Below are 16266 nucleotides of genomic sequence, written 5' to 3'. Positions count from 1 at the left end.
CCGACCGCGGTGACTTCCCGGACGAAGGATGGGGGCGGCCCGCCCGGGATGTGCGGCCTCGCAAGCGGGGCGATCGGAGTGATGGTGATCGTGTCCGGGTAGTCGCGGGGGCTGCACCCTGCTGGGCCGGCACCCGGCCATCAGCCGAACGTCTGTTCATCGTCCGCTGCGATAACGGGCGCCGTGAGGAATCAGGACGCGGCCCGGCTCGGGCTCGGCAAGCTGTTCGACCGGGTGGAGGCAGCGCCTGCGCTGCGGATCGCCCGCCTCGAAATTGCATGCCTCGCGGGCTGGGTGATAATGGACGTATGACCATTTCACTCAAGACCCCCGAAGAAATCGAGAAGATGCGCGTGGCCGGCCGGCTGGCGGCCGAGGTGCTCCAGGTCGTCGCCCCCCACGTGGTACCGGGCGTCACCACCGAAGAGCTGGACCGCATCTGCTACGAGCACATCGTGAACGTGCAGGGGGCGACGCCGGCCAACGTCGGCTACAAGGGCTATACCAAGACCACCTGCACCTCGGTTAATAACGTCATCTGTCACGGGATTCCAAGCGAAGGCAAGGTCCTGAAGGACGGCGACATCATCAACATCGACGTGACCGTCATCAAGGATGGCTGGCACGGCGACACCAGCCGCATGTACTACGTCGGTACGCCGTCGGTGATGGCGCGTCGGCTGGTCGAAGTCACGCGCGAGGCGATGTGGAAGGGGATCCATGCCGTGCGGCCAGGAGCCACCCTCGGCGACGTCGGTCATGCCATCCAGAAGCATGCGGAAGCCCAGCGTTTCAGCGTCGTGCGCGAGTACTGCGGCCACGGAATCGGCAAGGTCTACCACGACGAGCCGCAGGTGCTGCACTACGGCACGCCGGGCGCGGGCGTGGTCCTCCAGGAGGGCATGACCTTCACGATCGAGCCGATGATCAACGAGGGCACGCGCTTCACCAAGGTGTTGCCGGATGGCTGGACCGTGGTCACCAAAGACCGGAAGTTGTCCGCGCAGTGGGAGCACATGGTCGCGGTCACCGCCGACGGCGTCGACGTGCTGACCCGGATCCCGGGCGACGACAACGACGCCTTCCTCTGACGTGACAGCGCGCACTGCCCCCGCGGTCCCGGGCGCCGATTGCGGCGACATGGCGTGGGTGGCGGAAGCGCGCGCTGCACTCGGGGCCCACGATGCCCGGCTTGCACAGGGCTTCGATGCCGGCCAGCACATCGACCGCCTGCTCGCTGCACGCGCCAACGCGGTCGATGGCTGGGTGCGCAAGGCCTGGGCCAGGTGCATTCCAGGCGATGCGCCGCTGGCGCTGTTCGCTGTGGGGGGCTATGGCCGCGGCGAACTGTTTCCGCACTCCGACATCGATCTGCTTGTGATCGCCGCGGCGAACGCGCAGGCCGAACACGCCGACGCGCTCGGCCGCATGCTCGCCTTGCTGTGGGATTCCGGGCTGCCGGTGGGCCACGCAGTGCGCAGTTTCGAAGAGTGCACGCGCGCCGCCACCGACGTGACCGTGCTGACCGCGCTGCTCGAAGCGCGGCCGCTGCTGGCCAACATCGGCGAGGTGCGGGCCTTGATGGACGCGATCGCCGATACCCGGGTCTGGCCCGCGGACGATTTTTTCCACGCCAAGCGCGCTGAACTTGAATCGCGCCATGCGCGTTTCGGCGATACCGCCGACAACCTGGAACCCAACATCAAGGAAGGGCCCGGTGGCTTGCGCGACGTGCAGAACCTGCGCTGGATGGCGCGGCGTGTGCTCGGTGTGTATGGCACCGAGGAGCTGATCGCGCTGGGCCAGCTCGGCGTCGACGAACATGCGACGCTCGAACGCGAGCGTCGCACGCTGTCACGGCTGCGCTTCGGTCTGCACCTGGTCGCCGGCAAGGCCCAGGAGCGTCTGCGCTTCGATTACCAGAAGGCGCTCGCCGCGCGTCTGCACCATGTCGATGCGGCGGAGGCCGAGGATGTCGAGAACCGGCTCGTCGAAAAGATGATGCAGGAGTTCTACCGCAGCGCCTCAGTGGTGCAGCGGATCAGCGATCGCATGTTGCAGCGCTTCGAGGAACAGATCGAAGGCGAGGGCACGCTGCAGCCGCTCGACGCCGAGTTTGGCAGCCAGCGCGGCTATCTGGTTGCACGCGACGATGTCTGGCCGGGTGGGGACATCGGCCGCGTGTTCGACCTGTTCGCGATGTGGGCCGATCACCAGGAACTGCGCGGCCTGCATTCGCAGACTGCGCGTGCGCTGGCCGAATCCCTGCATGCGCTGCCGTCGTGGCGCAACGCGTCGGCTGAACTGCGCGACCAGTTCCTGGCGCTGCTGCGCGGTCCGATTCCGGTCCGCACGCTCGAGCGGATGGCGCGACTGGGCGTGCTGGGGGTATGGATTCCCGAGTTCGCCAACGTCACCGGGCGCATGCAATTCGACCTGTTCCACGTCTACACCGTCGATCAGCACACGCTCGCGGTGCTTCGCAACATCGCCAGCTTCGCGTCGGAAGCCCCGGACGAGCGCTTCTCCACCGCGCATGCGGTGTGGCCGCAGCTGCGCAAGCCCGAATTGCTGTTGATCGCGGGGCTGTTCCACGATATCGCCAAGGGCCGCGGCGGCGACCATTCCGTGCTCGGCGCGATCGACGCTCGCCAGTTCTGCGAAGGCCATGGCCTCGGCGAAGCCGATACCGCGCTCGTCGAATGGCTGGTGCGCCGTCATCTGCTGATGTCGACCAGCGCGCAGAAGCTCGACATTTCCGACCCCGCGGTGATCCACAGGTTCGCCACCGAGGTCGCCGATCGCGAGCGTCTCGACTATCTCTACCTGTTGACCTGCGCCGATATCGCCGGCACCTCGCCGAAGCTGTGGAATGCCTGGAAGGACCGGCTGCTGACCGATCTGCGCAGCGCGACGCGGCTCGCGTTGCGGCGCGGGCTGGAGAATCCGGTGGCCGCGACCGAGCGCATCGCCGAGGCGCGCGACCGCGCGCGCGGCCTGCTCTCGGCGCATGGCGTCGATGACGCCGAGGCTGACGCCCTGTTTGCGCGCATTCCCCAGGAAAGCTTCCTGCGCGGGCGCGCGGACCAGGTGGTGTGGCAGGCGCTGGGCCTGCGCGACACGCGCGACGGCGACGTCGTGGTCCGTGTGCGCCGCCTGGCGGCCGGCGCGCAAGCGCTGGAGGTCTTCGTGCATTCGCCCGATCGGGACGGCCTGTTCTCGGCGATCGTCATCACCCTCGACCGGCTGGGTCTGGTGATCCAGCAGGCGCGCGCCCTGGACGGCCCGGGCGGCACGATCTTCGACGTCTTCCAGGTGCTGCCGGCCGACCCGCGCCAGTCGCTGGAACTCGCATCGATCGAGCGCAAGCTCACCAGCGTGCTGTGCGGTGAGCCGGATCCGCGCCCGGCGCGCCGCGCCCAGCCGCGGCATCTGCGGCATTTCCGGGTGCCGCCGCAGATCGAGTTCAACCTCAGCGCCAGCGGGCGGCATACCGTCTTCAGCCTCGTCTGCACGGACCGGCCAGGGCTGTTGGCCGACGTGGCCCATGTTCTGCGCCAGCAGGGCGTGCGCGTGCACGATGCGCGCGTGGCCACCTTCGGCGAGCGCGTCGAGGACGTGTTCCTGCTCAGCTGCGGGGATGGCCGCCCCCTGGACGAGCATGCCCAGCAGGCCCTGCGCGAGGCGCTGCTCGCATCGATCGACGGCGACATGGCACGATAGCGCCCCGTTTTTCGCGACAAGACTCCGCCATGACCGACGCCCTGCAGACCACCATCGAGGACGCGTTCGCGCGCCGCGCCGAACTGACCGCCGACGAGATCGGCGATATCGTCAAACCGGCGGTCGAGCAGGTCATGCAGGGCCTGGAATCGGGCGGCCTGCGTGTCGCCGAACCTGATGGCAATGGCGGCTGGCAGGTCAACGAATGGCTCAAGAAGGCGGTGCTGCTGTATTTCCGCACCAACGACATGGCCGTCGTCGACGCGCAGCCTGCACCGTTCTGGGACAAGGTGGAGGCGCGTTTCGCCGGATATGACGAGGCGAAGTTCAAGGCCGCCGGCGTGCGCGTGGTGCCGGGCGCCGCGGTACGGCGCGGTACCTACTTCGGCCGCGATGTCGTGCTGATGCCGAGCTTCGTCAACATCGGCGCCTACGTGGGCGAGGGCACGATGGTCGATACCTGGGCAACGGTGGGGTCCTGCGCGCAGATCGGCCGGCACGTGCATCTGTCGGGCGGTGCCGGCATTGGCGGCGTGCTCGAACCGCTGCAGGCCAGCCCGACGATCATCGAAGACCATTGCTTCATCGGTGCGCGCTCCGAAGTGGTCGAAGGCGTCGTCGTGGGCCACCACAGCGTCATCGGCATGGGCGTATTCCTCGGCCAGTCGACGCGCATCTACAACCGTGCCACCGGCGAGGTCAGCTATGGCTACGTGCCGCCGGGCAGCGTCGTCGTGTCGGGCCAGTTGCCAGCGGCCGACGGCTCGCATTCGCTGTACTGCGCGGTGATCGTCAAGCAGGTGGACGAGAAGACCCGCAGCAAGACCTCGGTCAACGAGCTGTTGCGTGGCCTGGCGGACTGAGTTGCGAGGCCGGGGGCACGCGAATCGGGCTCCCTCGGCCGATACCTCTCGCGAAGGGAGCACTGAAGGCGCGGCATCCGGGAGATCCATGAGCACCATCGTCTACGGCCTCAAGAACTGCGACACCTGCAAGAAGGCGACGAAGTGGCTCGACCGCTTCGGCATCGCCCACAGCTTCGTCGACTACCGGGATGCCAAGCCGACCCCCGAGATGCTGGTCGAGTGGGCCGGCCTGCTCGGCGGTTTCGAAGCGATGGTCAACAAGTCCTCGACCACCTGGCGCCAGCTTCCCGACAACCGCAAGGCCGCGGCCAGCGATGCGGAGTGGAAATTGCTGCTGCGGGAGTACCCGCAGCTGATCCGTCGCCCCGTGGTGGTCACCGACGATGGGGCGATCACCCAGGGCTTCAGCGACAACGGATTCAAGAAGCGTTTCGGCATCGCCTGAGCCGCGCTGCGCAGGCGCCGCTGGCGCGCGTGCATCCGCGCGCGGGCAGGGCGGGCCACGGTGGCGGCCCGGGCTCTGCGGGCACAATCGGATCCCTGCAACCCTACTTCCGCTTCGAGATCGCCCGATGTCCGATGTCCTCGAACTGACCCGAGCGCTGATCGCGCGGCGGTCCATCACCCCCGACGACGCCGGCTGCCAGGCTTTGATCGCAGCCCGCCTCGAGGCTGCGGGTTTCACGGTCGAGACGATGCGCCACGGCGAGGTCGACAACCTGTGGGCCACGCACGGGCAGGGCGCACCGGTGCTCGTGCTGCTGGGCCATACCGACGTGGTGCCGCCCGGGCCGCTCGCGGCGTGGACCTCGGACCCGTTCGAGCCGGTGATCCGCGACGGCGTGCTCTACGGCCGCGGCGCGGCCGACATGAAGAGCGGTGTCGCCGCGTTCGTGGTCGCGGCCGAGCGCTTCGTTTCCGCGTCGCCGGGCCATACCGGCACGCTCGCATTGCTGCTGACCTCCGACGAGGAGGGTGACGCCATCGACGGCGTGCGCCGCGTTGCACGCACGTTCGCGCAGCGCGGCACGCGCATCGACTGGTGCATCACCGGCGAGCCGTCCTCGACCGCGCGCCTCGGCGATCTGCTGCGTGTCGGCCGGCGCGGCAGTCTGTCGGGCACGCTGACCGTGCGCGGCGTGCAAGGCCATGTCGCATATCCCGACAAGGCCCGCAATCCGATCCATGACGTGGCACCGGCGCTGGCAGAACTCGTCGGTCGTCGCTGGGACGATGGCTTCGAGTCGTTCCCGCCGACCAGCCTGCAGATCAGCAACATCGCCGCTGGCACCGGCGCGACCAATGTGATCCCGGGAACCGCGACCGTGCAGTTCAATCTGCGCTACAACCCGCTGTGGGATGCGCCGCGACTCGAGTCGGAGATCGCGGCGATGCTGGATCGTCACGCTCTCGATTACACGCTCGCCTGGCATCGCAGTGGCGAGCCCTTCTACACGCCGGAAGGTGCGCTGCGCGCGGCGGCGCGCGAGGTGCTGACGACGTTCGCTGGCGCGCCCCCCGAGGAGAGCACCGGCGGCGGCACATCGGATGCGCGCTTCATCGCGCCGCTCGGGGCGCAGTGCATCGAGATCGGTCCGGTCAATGCCAGCATCCATCAGGTCGACGAGCATGTCAGCCTGGCGGATCTCGAGGCGCTGCCGGACCTCTATGAGGCCCTGATCGCGCGTCTGCTGCGCCCGGGCGACTGACCCGGGCATCGCCGACCGTCGACAACGGCGCGTGCATGCTCGGCGTCAACCATGCCCCTGCGAGGCCCGCCATGTCCGAGACGCTGATCGTCGCCTGTCCGCAGTGCCACAGCCGCAACCGCGTGCCCGCTGCGCGGCTCGGGGAGGCGCCGACCTGTGGCCGGTGTCGCGCCCTGCTGCGGCCGAGCGTGCCATTCGCACTGGGGGCGGACAGTTTCGATGCCCACGCGCTGCGCTCGGATCCGCCGTTGCTGGTGGACTTCTGGGCGCCGTGGTGCGGACCCTGCCGGACCATGGCGCCCGCGTTCGAAGCCGCGGCGGGGGTACTGGCCCCGCAGTTCGCACTGGCGAAGGTGGACACCGAGGCGGAACCGGTGCTCGCCGGTCGTTTCCATATCCGCAGTATCCCGACGCTGGTGCTGTTCGCCGGCGGACGCGAGGTCGCGCGACAGTCCGGCGCACTGCCGCTGCAGGCGATCGTGCAGTTCGCGCGCGCCGCGCGCTGAGCGGCGCCGCCCCGTCAAGCACGTGTTGCCGCGTGTCGGCCTCGACTGCGGCGACGCCGATCTGCGAAGGACCTGGCGACCCGGGCCGGGCTGTTGTTGTCGTCTGAGCAGTGCGTCCGGGCGCCGAGCCCGCGCTCGACTGCATGCCGGCGATGCGCGGCCGAGTATCCGGCCGGTCGCTACAATGCCGCTCCCCGCCGATGCCGGACGTCCCGATGCCGTACACCCCGATCGTCGCCACCCTCGGTTACGTCCTGTCCCCCGACCGTCGCCAGGTGCTGATGATCCACCGCAACGCCCGCCCCGGCGACCACCACCTGGGCAAGTACAACGGGCTGGGCGGCAAGGTCGAATCCGACGAGGACGTCGTCGCCGGGATGCGCCGCGAGATCATGGAAGAGGCCGGCATCAGCTGCGAGGCGATGACCCTGCGCGGCACGATCAGCTGGCCGGGCTTCGGGAAGCACGGCGAGGACTGGCTGGGCTTCCTGTTCGTCATCGAGGCCTGGGCGGGCACGCCGATGACCTCGAACCCGGAAGGCACGCTGGAGTGGGTCGACGTCGACCGCATCCTCGAGCTGCCGCTGTGGGAAGGCGACCGCCAGTTCCTGCCGCTGGTGTTCGACGCCGATCCGCGCGCGTTCCATGGCGTCATGCCGTATCGCGACGGGCGCATGCAGTCCTGGTCGTTCTCGCGGCTCTAGGCGCGATACCGACCCGCCCGACGATGGAGCGGGGAGTCCGTCCCCGCGTGGCGCTGGGCAGCGGTCGATCGAGCGGATCCGCCACGCGCCCGCGCAACGGCGCGCACGCGCCTGTCGACGTCAGCGCGCGCCGGCGGGCGCCAGTGCGATCAGCAGGCCGCGCGCGGTCTTGATCCGCGTGTCGGCGTCCGGCAGGTCCAGGGTGACGCGCAGTTTGTCGGGGCCGTCCATGCGGTAGTGCTGCGACTGGCTCTGCACGAGGCGGATCACTGCCATCGGATCGACCTTGGGCTTCTCCACGAACTGGATGCGGCCGCCCTTCTCGCCGAGGTCGACCTTGCGGATGCCCAGCGCCGTCGCCTGCAGCTTGAGATCGGCGATCTGGAACAGGTGCTTGGTCGGGTCGGGCAGCAGCCCGAAGCGGTCGATCATCTCGACCTGCAGCTCGCGGAGCTTGTCGACATCGCGTGCGCTGCTGATGCGCTTGTACAGCATCAGTCGCGTGTGTACGTCGGGCAGGTAGTCCTCGGGAATCAGCGCAGGCACGTGCAGTTCGATGTCGGCGCCGCGGGCATCCACGTCGTCGACATCCGGCAGCTTGCCCTGCTTGATGCTGCGCACCGCGCGTTCCAGCAGCTCGGTGTAGAGACTGAAACCCACTTCGGCCATCTGCCCGCTCTGGCCTTCGCCGAGCAGCTCGCCGGCGCCACGGATCTCCAGGTCGTGGGTCGACAGGGTGAAGCCGGCGCCGAGTTCGTCCATCGACGCGATCGCTTCCAGGCGCTTTCTCGCATCGCTGCTGATCGAGCGCTGGTCGGGAATGACCAGGTACGCATACGCGCGATGGTGCGAGCGCCCGACGCGGCCGCGCAGCTGGTGCAGCTGCGCCAGGCCGAACTTGTCGGCGCGGTTGATGATGATGGTGTTGGCGTTGGGAATGTCGATGCCGGACTCGATGATCGTCGAGCACAGCAGCACGTTGAAGCGCTGCTTGTTGAAATCCAGCATCACCTTCTCGAGTTCGCGCTCGGGCATCTGGCCGTGCGCGATGCCGATGCGGGCGTCGGGTACGAGTTCCTCGAGCTCGCGCCGCATGCGGCCGATGCTCTCGACGTCGTTGTGCAGGAAGTAGACCTGACCGCCGCGGGCGAGCTCGCGCTGGAATGCCTCGCGCAACTGCGCATCGTCCCAGGGCACGACGAAGGTCTGCACCGCGAGGCGATGCGCGGGCGGCGTGGCGATGATGGACAGATCACGCAGCCCGGCCATCGCCATGTTGAGCGTGCGCGGGATCGGCGTCGCCGTCAGCGTGAGCAGGTGCACGTTCGCCCGCAGCGCCTTGAGCGCTTCCTTCTGCCGCACGCCGAATCGCTGTTCCTCGTCGACGATGACCAGGCCGAGATCCTTGAACTTCACGTCCGGCTGCAGCAGACGGTGCGTGCCGACGATGACGTCGAGCGTGCCGTCGGCAATCTTGGCGATCTCGGTCTTGATCTCCTTGGTGCTCTTGAAGCGCGACAGCACCTCGACGCGGATCGGCCAGTCCGCGAAGCGGTCGGCCATCGTGCGGTAGTGCTGCTCGGCGAGCAGGGTCGTGGGCACAAGCACTGCGACCTGCTTGCCGGCAGCCGCGGCGACGAATGCCGCGCGTACCGCCACCTCGGTCTTGCCGAAACCGACATCGCCGCAGACCACGCGGTCCATCGGCTGGCTGGAGCCGAGGTCGCGGATCATCGCCTCGATGGCTGCGTGCTGGTCGGGCGTTTCCTCGAACGGGAACGCCGCCGCGAACGGCTCGTACATGGTGCGATCGACTTCCAGTGCGAGGCCGGCGCGAGCCTGCCGCTTGGCCTGGATCTCGAGCAGTTCCGCGGCGACGTCGCGGACCTTGTCGGCGGCCTTCTTGCGCGCCTTGGTCCAGGCCTCTCCACCGAGCGAATGCAGCGGCGCGGTTTCCGGCGACGCGCCGGAGTAGCGGTTGACCAGATGCAGCTGCGATACCGGCACGTACAGGCGGTCACCCTTGGCGTACTCGATATCGAGGTACTCGCCCGGCTGGCCACCGGCTTCGAGCACGATGAGCCCGCGGTAGCGGCCCACGCCGTGATCCTCGTGGACGATCGGCGCGCCTTCGCTGAGCTCGCCGAGGTCGCGGATGATGCTGTCGGGATCGCGCGCGGCGCGCTTGCGTCGCCGCGGCTGCGCCGCGCGTTCCGGGAACAGCTGGCGCTCGGTCAACACCGTCAGCTGCGGCGTGTCGATGGAAAAGCCGTTGTCGAGCGGCGCGACCGCGATCGCGAACGGGGCCTGCGTGTCGGCGACGAATGCGGGGAAGTCCTGCAGCACCGTCGGGCGCAACTCGCCCGCATGGAGGATTTCCAGCAGCGCTTCGCGACGGCCCGCCGAATCGGCCGCGATCAGCACGCGCCCCGGATAGCTGCGGACGAAGCTCACCAGTGCATCGGCCGGCGTATGGTCGCGCGCGGCCAGCGGCAGGTCGGGCGCCGGCTGTTCGCCGAGCGCGGCCGCCTGTCCGTAGCGCGGGTGTTCGCTGTCGCAGACTTCCACCCGCACCCCGGCATTGAGGCGTTCGCGCAGGGCGTCGGGTGTCAGCCACAGCTCGCCGGGCGGCAGCAGCGGACGCTCGATGTCGTGACGCAACTGGTCGTAGCGCTGCGCGATCTGCTGCCAGAAGTGGTCGGAACTTCCGGATGCGCCGACATCGAGCACCGGCAGGGTCGACGCCGGCAGGTAGTCGAACAGCGTCGCCGTCGACAGCGGCGCCTCGCCCTTGTCGACCAGCGTGCGCCGGGGGGCTTCGAAGAACAGCGGCAGGTAGTACTCGATGCCGGCGGGCGCCGCGCCGGCCTTGAGGTCCTGGTAGAGCCCGCTGCGGCGGGTATCGATGTCGAAGCGCTCGCGCAGCGTGTCCATGGCGCGCGCGGTCGCAGCGTCGTCGAGCGGTACTTCGCGGCCGGGCAGCATGCGCAGCGCTTCGATCCTCTCCAGCGAGCGCTGGGACTCGGGATCGAATGCACGGATGCTCTCGATCGCATCGTCGAACAGTTCGATCCGGTAGGGCTGGTCGGCGCCCATGGGATAGACGTCGAGCAGGCCGCCGCGCACCGCGAAATCGCCGGGGTCGTGCACCTGCTGCACGAGTGCGTAGCCGGCGCTGTCGAGCCGGCGCTTCTCGGCTTCGAGGTCCAGTCGCTGGCCGACCTTCAGGTCGAAACTTCCGCCGACGACGTGGCGCATCGGCGCCAGGCGCTGCATCAGGGTCTGGATCGGCACGACGACGATGCCGCGCTTGAGGCCGGGCAGCCGGTGCAGTGCCGCCAGGCGCTGGGAGACGATGTCCGGGTGCGGGCTGAAGCGGTCGTAGGGCAGGGTTTCCCAGTCCGGGAACGGGACCACGGGAAGCTCGGGTTGGTCGCCGCCCAGCGTTCGCAGGTCCTGCTCGAGCTGTTGCGCGCCATGATTGTCGCGCGCCACCAGCAGCACCGGGCCGGCATGCGCTCGCGCGGCCTGCAGCACCGACCAGGCCAGCGCACTGCGGCTCGCCGGCGCGCGCCACCAGGCGCGGGCATGTCCGGAAGTGGGCAGGGGCGGTACGGACACGGTCGACGACATTCAGGGATTCCGGAGGAGCGGGCGCAAAACAACGGCAGCGCCGAAAGCCATGCGGCCGGCGCGTCATGAATGCACAGTTTAGACGACGCCGTCGCGGGACCCGCGATCGGCAGGCCGCACGGCGGCCCGGGCGTTCAACCCAGGCGGATGTTCGGCGTGGAGTCCACGACCGGACGCTTGAGTTCCAGCGACACCCGGACCATGCCCGGCGTATCCACCGGTTGCTGCTCGAAGCTCAGCGATTTGGCCAAGGCGAGCATGGGCTCGTTGTCCTCGAGCACGTCGCCGAAGATCCGCTCCAGCCGCTTGCCCTTGGCCCAGCGCACCAGGCGCCGCAGCATGTGTCGTCCCAACCCCATGCCGGCCACGTAATGGCTCACCAGGATGTGGAACTCGGCCTGCCGCGTACCCGGCAGGACGGCCGCACGGGCCACCGCACCGACCAGCGCGTCGCCAGGGGTATAGGGCTCGGCGGCGACCAGGACGAATTCGGACTTGGGATTGGGCTGCGTCAGGCGGTGCGCGGTCTCCGGCGACAGCTCGGTCTTGGCGTACAGGTACCTCTTCCGGACCTCGTCGGGTTCCAGCAGGGCGAAGGCCGCGCGAAGCGGCTCCGCGTCGGCAGGGCGGACGGGGCGGATGAGCACTTGGCGACCGTTGGCGAGGCGGATTTCCTCATGCCACGGGGGGAGTCGGTTGCGTGCGGTCATCGAGAGTCGCGATGTGTCGGGTGTGGCTGACCTTAACCGGGCGAGCTATTCACGAGCCGTGAAGGACGCTGCCCCGCGGGCGCCTCCGCCCCGCCCAATGGCGTCCCGCCGCCGCTATGTCGGCTCCCGGATCCAGTGCAGCCGGGTATCCGAGCCCGCATGACCGATCGCATTGCGCAGACATTCCAGCGCCGGTGCCAGTGCAGTGGCCAGCTGCCAGGGCGGGTCGAGGATCAGTACGCCACTTCCGTTCATCCGCAGCGGCGAATCGTCGGCGCGGACCAGCAGCTCGACCAGCAGGGATCCGCCGGACTGCAACCTGGTCGCGGCGCGGACGAACGGGGTCAGGGTGCGGCGTTGCTTGATCGGATACCACAGCATCTGGATTCCCTGTGGCCAGCGGGCGAGTACGTCGCGCATCGCCTTGAGGGCGATGTCGAACTCGGCCGCCTGCGCCTCGTACGGCGGATCCACGAGTACCAGGCCGCGGTTGAAACGCTGGCCGCTCTGGCGCGGCGGCAGCAGGGATTTCATCGCCGCATAGCCGTCGCTGGTGTGGACCGAGACGCGGCTGTCGCCGCCGACCGCGTGCCGCAGGGCACCTGCCACCGCGGACTCCGTCTCGCAACAGGCGATGCGGTCCTGCTCGCGCAATGCATGTGCCAGCAGCCAGGGTGAGCCCGGGTAGGCGTCGGCGCCGTGCTGGGCCCGGCACGCGGCAACCGCCTGCAGGTAGCGTGCCACCAGTGGTTGCTTGGGGGCCGCGGCCAGCAGCAGGCTGATGCCTTCATCGGCTTCCGCGGTGCGCCGGGCACGTTCCTCGCGCAGGTGGTACACGCCGCTTCCGGCATGGGTGTCGAGCGCGAAACACGGCGCCGGCTTGGCGGTCAGCGCATCGCAGACCGCGAGCAGCACGACGTGCTTGAGGACATCGGCGTGGTTGCCGGCATGGAAGGCATGTTGATAGTTCATCGCGCTAGCGTACCCGGGACTGCAGACGGGCAGGCATTGCCGACACGCGCTGACAGGCGCAACGAGACGAATCCCCGCTCCGATCAGGGCGCTGCCCGCAGAGGCCGCCGCACAGGTCCGGCGCGCCCGGCCCGGCCGCTGCCGCCGTGCGAGTCCGCCTTGCGCCGCCGGCGGGCACCATCCGTGGGTGGAAGCGGACGCGCTGCCGACGCCTTGCGTGCCAGACTCAAGAGCATGGATGCCCAGACTTTCACCGTGCGCGCGCTGTCCGGCGACGCGATCCTGCCCTGGCTCGATGCCGTCGCGGAGCTGCGCATGACGGTCTTCCGCGAATGGCCCTATCTCTACGCCGGCGACGTCGGGTACGAGGGGGACTATCTGTCGCCTTATGGCCGCTCGGCCCGCAGCGTGCTCGTGCTGGCAATGGCGGGCGACGCGGTGATCGGTGCATCGACCGGACTGCCGCTGGCGGACGAGGACCCGGCGTTCCAGAGGCCGTTCATCGACCTGGATGTCGCGATCGAGCGCGTGTTCCATTTCGGCGAGTCGATCGTGCTGCCGCAATGGCGCGGGCAGGGCATCGGGCACCGCTTCTTCGATCTGCGGCAAGCCCATGCGCGCGCCCTGGCTGGATTCGACATGACCGCCTTCGCCGCGGTCGATCGCGCAGAGCAGGATCCGCGGCGGCCCCCAAACCATCGCGACAACGAGGTGTTCTGGCGCAAGCGCGGCTATGTGCGTCAGCCCGGCATCACGATGCTGCTGCGCTGGAACGAAATCGATGTCGGCGACGTACCGCATCCGATGACGTTCTGGACCCGTCCGGTCGAGGCCGGGCCATGAGGGTTGCTGCCGCGCGCTACGTGATCGGGATGCCGGCCGACTTCGAGGCATTTGCCGCGCACCAGCGCCGGCTGCTGGGCGATGCGGCAGCCCTCGGCGCACAGGTCGCGGTGCTGCCCGAGTACCTGGCGCTGGAACTCGCTGCCACGTTCGACGAGGCGGTACGCGGCGACGCGCACGCTGCGCTCGCGGCGATCCAGCGCTACCGCGGCGACTGGCTTGCGCTGTACGCCGGTCTCGCCCGGGATACGGGCCTGCACATCCTTGCGGGGTCGTTCCTGCTCGACATCGGCCAGGGCCGCTACCGCAACCGCAGCGACCTGTTCTCGGCCGGCGGCGGCCATGGCTGGCAGGACAAGCTGCAGCTGACCGGTCTGGAGAAACGCATCGGCGTCATCGATCCCGGCGACGCCCTGAAGGTGTTCGACCTTGGCGGCGTACGCGCGGGCATCTCGATCTGCTACGACGTCGAGTTTCCGCTGCCGGTGCGGGCGCAGTGGGAAGCCGGCGCACGCCTGCTGCTGGTGCCCAGCTGCACCGCCAGCGCGGCCGGCGCGACCCGTGTGCGCGTCGGCTGCCTCGCGCGCGCGCTGGAGAACCGTTGCTTCGTCGCCCGGTCGGTCACGGCGGGCGAGGCGCGATGGACCCCGATGCTCGAGTTCAACACCGGCAATGCCGGCCTGTTCGCGCCGATGGATGTCGGGTTTCCTGCGGACGGCGTGCTGATCGAGACCGGCAACACCGACATCTGGGCAATCGCCGACATCGACGTGGATGCTCTGGAAGCTGCGCGTGCAGAAGCCCAAGTCGACAACGACCGCGACTGGCCGGCGCAGAACCGGCCGGTGTTGGCACGCGCGGTGGTGTCTTCGCTGGATTGAGTCGATCGCCGCGCTGAGCTGCATCTGCGCATGACCGCCATTGGGCGCTTGAGGGCGCTGGCTGCGCCGGTAGATGCGCAGAGCCGAGGCGGCACGGCGCGGTGGTGTTCGAGGTAGCGGTCTTGTCGCTTCAGGCCGCCGACAGCACCAGGGTGATGCCCAGCGCGGCCATCTCCTCCGGCTCGCCTTCCAGGTCCGTGCGCAGCAGCGGTCGCGCCTCCAGCCACGGTCGCGGGAGGCCGATCTGCAGCACCGGCCCGTCGGCGAGTGCCTTGAGCTGGGGAATCTCGTCCGCGTCGTGGCTGCGGTGCAGCAGCACGGCGATCCGCAACAGGGCCGCGCTGCGCTTGGCCTGCAGGAGCAGACGGTCGGGCAATGCCTCGAAGGCGTTCTTGCCGATCTTGCGGCGATGGCAGCGCACCAGGGTTGCGAGGAACTGTTGTTCCTGGCGCGAAAAACCGGCGATGTCCGAGTGCTCGATCACGTAGGCCCCGTGCACCTGATACTGGCTGTGGGCGATCACCAGGCCGAGCTCGTGCACGCGGGCGGCCCAGGCGAGCATGCGCCGGTCGTCGCCGTCGAGCTGCCAGCTGCGGGCCACCTGATCGAACAGGCGCATTGCGGTGGCCTCCACCCGGGACGCCTGCCTGCGGTCTATGCCGTAGCGCTGCACCAGCGCCTCGATCGATGTCTCGCGGGGGTCGTCTTCGCCGCCGCGGCCGAGCATGTCGTGCAACACGCCTTCGCGCATCGCGGCCTTGCTGACCTGCATGCGCTCGATGCCCAGCACCTGGAATGCGGCTTCGAGCACCAGCACGCCACCGGCAATGATCGGCCGACGATCCTCGGACAGTCCGGGCAGGGCGATCGCATCGATGTGTCCTGCCTGCAGCAGGGTGTCGCGCACCACCGGCAGGGCATTGGCGATCACCGCGCCCTTGGTGAGCTTCATCGCCGCGCAGATCTCGCCGATCGCCTTGTTGGTGCCCGAGGCGCCGATGACCTCCTGCCAACCGAGCGCTCGATAGGTGCTCGCGAACTGCTGGAACTCCGACGACACCTCGGCCAGCGCTTCGCGCCAGCGCTTCTTGGAGAGTTTGCCGCCCGGGAAGAACCGGCGGGTGCTGGCCACGCAGCCGACCTGCAGGCTTTCGCGCTCGAGCGCCTCGAAGCCCGTGCCGATGATGCACTCGGTCGAGCCGCCGCCGATGTCGATCACCAGGCGGCGCTGGCCGGGGCGGGGCTGCTGCGCGCGCGAGACGCCCAGGTAGATCAGTCGCGCCTCCTCGCGCCCGGAGATCACTTCGATCGCATGACCCAGCGCGGTTTCGGCCGGCACCAGGAACGCCTGCGGGGCGGCCAGCCGGCGCACGGTGTTGGTCGCAAGCGCACGCACGCGCTGGGGCGGAATGTCGCGGATGCGTTGGCCGAAGCGCGACAGGCACTCCAGAGCGCGCTGGCGCACCTCGGCGCTCAGGCCGCCGCGACTGTCCAGACCTTCGGCCATGCGCACGGTCTCGCGCAGGCGGTCGACGACGCGCAGCTGCCCCAAGGTGTAGCGCGCCACGATCATGTGGAAGCTGTTGGACCCCAGGTCGATCGCGGCCAGCATGTCGCCGTCCTCGAGCGGGGTCCGCAGCGCATCGGGCAGCGCGAGCGTGTCGTGGCCGGTCATGGCAGTCCTGCGTGGCGCGACGCGCGGCGTCAGCGGCGTTGGGG

At 69.1% G+C, this 16266-nt stretch carries 13 protein-coding genes; 9 read left to right on the top strand and 4 right to left on the bottom strand.

The window, feature by feature from the left end:
- The first annotated feature begins 308 nt into the window (after positions 1-308).
- From map to CNR27_RS11465, 7 genes are all read left to right on the top strand, one after another.
- Complete coding sequence (gene map, locus CNR27_RS11495; protein ID WP_096298902.1) at positions 309-1091, top strand: type I methionyl aminopeptidase; 783 nt, start codon at positions 309-311, stop codon at positions 1089-1091.
- Positions 1092-1140: 49 nt separating this feature from the next.
- A complete protein-coding gene (glnD, locus tag CNR27_RS11490; RefSeq protein ID WP_096298900.1) occupies positions 1141-3723 on the top strand; it encodes a [protein-PII] uridylyltransferase in 2583 nt (860 codons plus the stop codon).
- Positions 3633-4586: a 2,3,4,5-tetrahydropyridine-2,6-dicarboxylate N-succinyltransferase gene (dapD, locus tag CNR27_RS11485; protein ID WP_245815813.1), complete on the top strand. Its 954-nt coding sequence runs from the start codon at positions 3633-3635 to the stop codon at positions 4584-4586. The genes glnD and dapD overlap by 91 nt, the downstream gene beginning before the upstream one ends.
- Positions 4587-4674: 88 nt before the next feature.
- Positions 4675-5034, top strand: coding sequence for a Spx/MgsR family RNA polymerase-binding regulatory protein (locus tag CNR27_RS11480; RefSeq protein ID WP_096298896.1), 360 nt, complete (start codon positions 4675-4677; stop codon positions 5032-5034).
- A gap of 127 nt (positions 5035-5161) precedes the next feature.
- Positions 5162-6298, top strand: a complete 1137-nt coding sequence (gene dapE / locus CNR27_RS11475; RefSeq protein WP_096298895.1) for a succinyl-diaminopimelate desuccinylase — start codon at positions 5162-5164, stop codon at positions 6296-6298.
- Positions 6299-6369: 71 nt separating this feature from the next.
- A complete protein-coding gene (locus CNR27_RS11470) occupies positions 6370-6804 on the top strand; it encodes a thioredoxin family protein (RefSeq protein ID WP_096298893.1) in 435 nt (144 codons plus the stop codon).
- A 215-nt stretch (positions 6805-7019) separates the two neighbouring features.
- A complete protein-coding gene (locus CNR27_RS11465; RefSeq protein ID WP_096300601.1) occupies positions 7020-7508 on the top strand; it encodes an NUDIX hydrolase in 489 nt (162 codons plus the stop codon).
- A 120-nt stretch (positions 7509-7628) separates the two neighbouring features.
- Here the strand turns inward: CNR27_RS11465 and mfd are convergent, their stop codons facing one another.
- The 3 genes from mfd to CNR27_RS11450 all read right to left on the bottom strand — a co-directional run bounded on the left by mfd (position 7629) and on the right by CNR27_RS11450 (position 12823).
- A complete protein-coding gene (mfd, locus tag CNR27_RS11460; RefSeq protein WP_096298891.1) occupies positions 7629-11141 on the bottom strand; it encodes a transcription-repair coupling factor in 3513 nt (1170 codons plus the stop codon).
- 134 nt (positions 11142-11275) lie between these two features.
- Positions 11276-11851 carry a GNAT family N-acetyltransferase gene (locus CNR27_RS11455; RefSeq protein WP_096298889.1) on the bottom strand — a complete coding sequence of 192 codons (576 nt, stop codon included), beginning with the start codon at positions 11849-11851 and terminating at the stop codon, positions 11276-11278.
- A gap of 114 nt (positions 11852-11965) precedes the next feature.
- The gene (locus CNR27_RS11450; protein ID WP_096298887.1) at positions 11966-12823 is read right to left on the bottom strand and encodes a 23S rRNA (adenine(2030)-N(6))-methyltransferase RlmJ; all 858 of its coding nucleotides are present in this window, start codon (positions 12821-12823) and stop codon (positions 11966-11968) included.
- 234 nt (positions 12824-13057) lie between these two features.
- On the opposite strand from CNR27_RS11450, the gene CNR27_RS11445 reads away from it, so the two are divergent.
- Both CNR27_RS11445 and CNR27_RS11440 read left to right on the top strand, forming a co-directional pair.
- Positions 13058-13666 (top strand): GNAT family N-acetyltransferase, encoded by a 609-nt coding sequence (locus CNR27_RS11445; RefSeq protein ID WP_096298885.1) that lies wholly within the window; start codon positions 13058-13060, stop codon positions 13664-13666.
- Complete coding sequence (locus CNR27_RS11440; RefSeq protein ID WP_096298883.1) at positions 13663-14547, top strand: carbon-nitrogen hydrolase family protein; 885 nt, start codon at positions 13663-13665, stop codon at positions 14545-14547. Before CNR27_RS11445 ends, CNR27_RS11440 begins: the two co-directional genes overlap by 4 nt.
- Before the next feature lie 130 nt (positions 14548-14677).
- Here CNR27_RS11440 and ppx read toward each other — a convergent pair whose 3' ends face one another.
- On the bottom strand, positions 14678-16222 hold the full coding sequence (gene ppx / locus CNR27_RS11435; protein ID WP_096298881.1) for an exopolyphosphatase: 1545 nt from the start codon (positions 16220-16222) through the stop codon (positions 14678-14680).
- Between the last annotated feature and the right edge of the window lie 44 nt (positions 16223-16266).

The sequence above is a fragment of the Luteimonas chenhongjianii genome, from assembly GCF_002327105.1.
GTDB classification, from domain to species: Bacteria; Pseudomonadota; Gammaproteobacteria; order Xanthomonadales; family Xanthomonadaceae; genus Luteimonas; species Luteimonas chenhongjianii.
This window is presented reverse-complemented; position numbering and strand designations above follow the sequence as displayed.

Bases quoted from the DNA above. Each gene is read 5' to 3' on its own strand.
- CNR27_RS11455 (WP_096298889.1), bottom strand. From the start codon at position 11,851: ATGACCGCACGCAACCGACTCCCCCCGTGGCATGAGGAAATCCGCCTC.
- CNR27_RS11440 (WP_096298883.1), top strand. From the start codon at position 13,663: ATGAGGGTTGCTGCCGCGCGCTACGTGATCGGGATGCCGGCCGACTTC.
- mfd (WP_096298891.1), bottom strand. From the start codon at position 11,141: ATGTCGTCGACCGTGTCCGTACCGCCCCTGCCCACTTCCGGACATGCC.
- CNR27_RS11450 (WP_096298887.1), bottom strand. From the start codon at position 12,823: ATGAACTATCAACATGCCTTCCATGCCGGCAACCACGCCGATGTCCTC.
- dapE (WP_096298895.1), top strand. From the start codon at position 5,162: ATGTCCGATGTCCTCGAACTGACCCGAGCGCTGATCGCGCGGCGGTCC.
- CNR27_RS11445 (WP_096298885.1), top strand. From the start codon at position 13,058: ATGGATGCCCAGACTTTCACCGTGCGCGCGCTGTCCGGCGACGCGATC.
- map (WP_096298902.1), top strand. From the start codon at position 309: ATGACCATTTCACTCAAGACCCCCGAAGAAATCGAGAAGATGCGCGTG.
- CNR27_RS11465 (WP_096300601.1), top strand. From the start codon at position 7,020: ATGCCGTACACCCCGATCGTCGCCACCCTCGGTTACGTCCTGTCCCCC.
- glnD (WP_096298900.1), top strand. From the start codon at position 1,141: ATGGCGTGGGTGGCGGAAGCGCGCGCTGCACTCGGGGCCCACGATGCC.
- CNR27_RS11470 (WP_096298893.1), top strand. From the start codon at position 6,370: ATGTCCGAGACGCTGATCGTCGCCTGTCCGCAGTGCCACAGCCGCAAC.
- ppx (WP_096298881.1), bottom strand. From the start codon at position 16,222: ATGACCGGCCACGACACGCTCGCGCTGCCCGATGCGCTGCGGACCCCG.
- CNR27_RS11480 (WP_096298896.1), top strand. From the start codon at position 4,675: ATGAGCACCATCGTCTACGGCCTCAAGAACTGCGACACCTGCAAGAAG.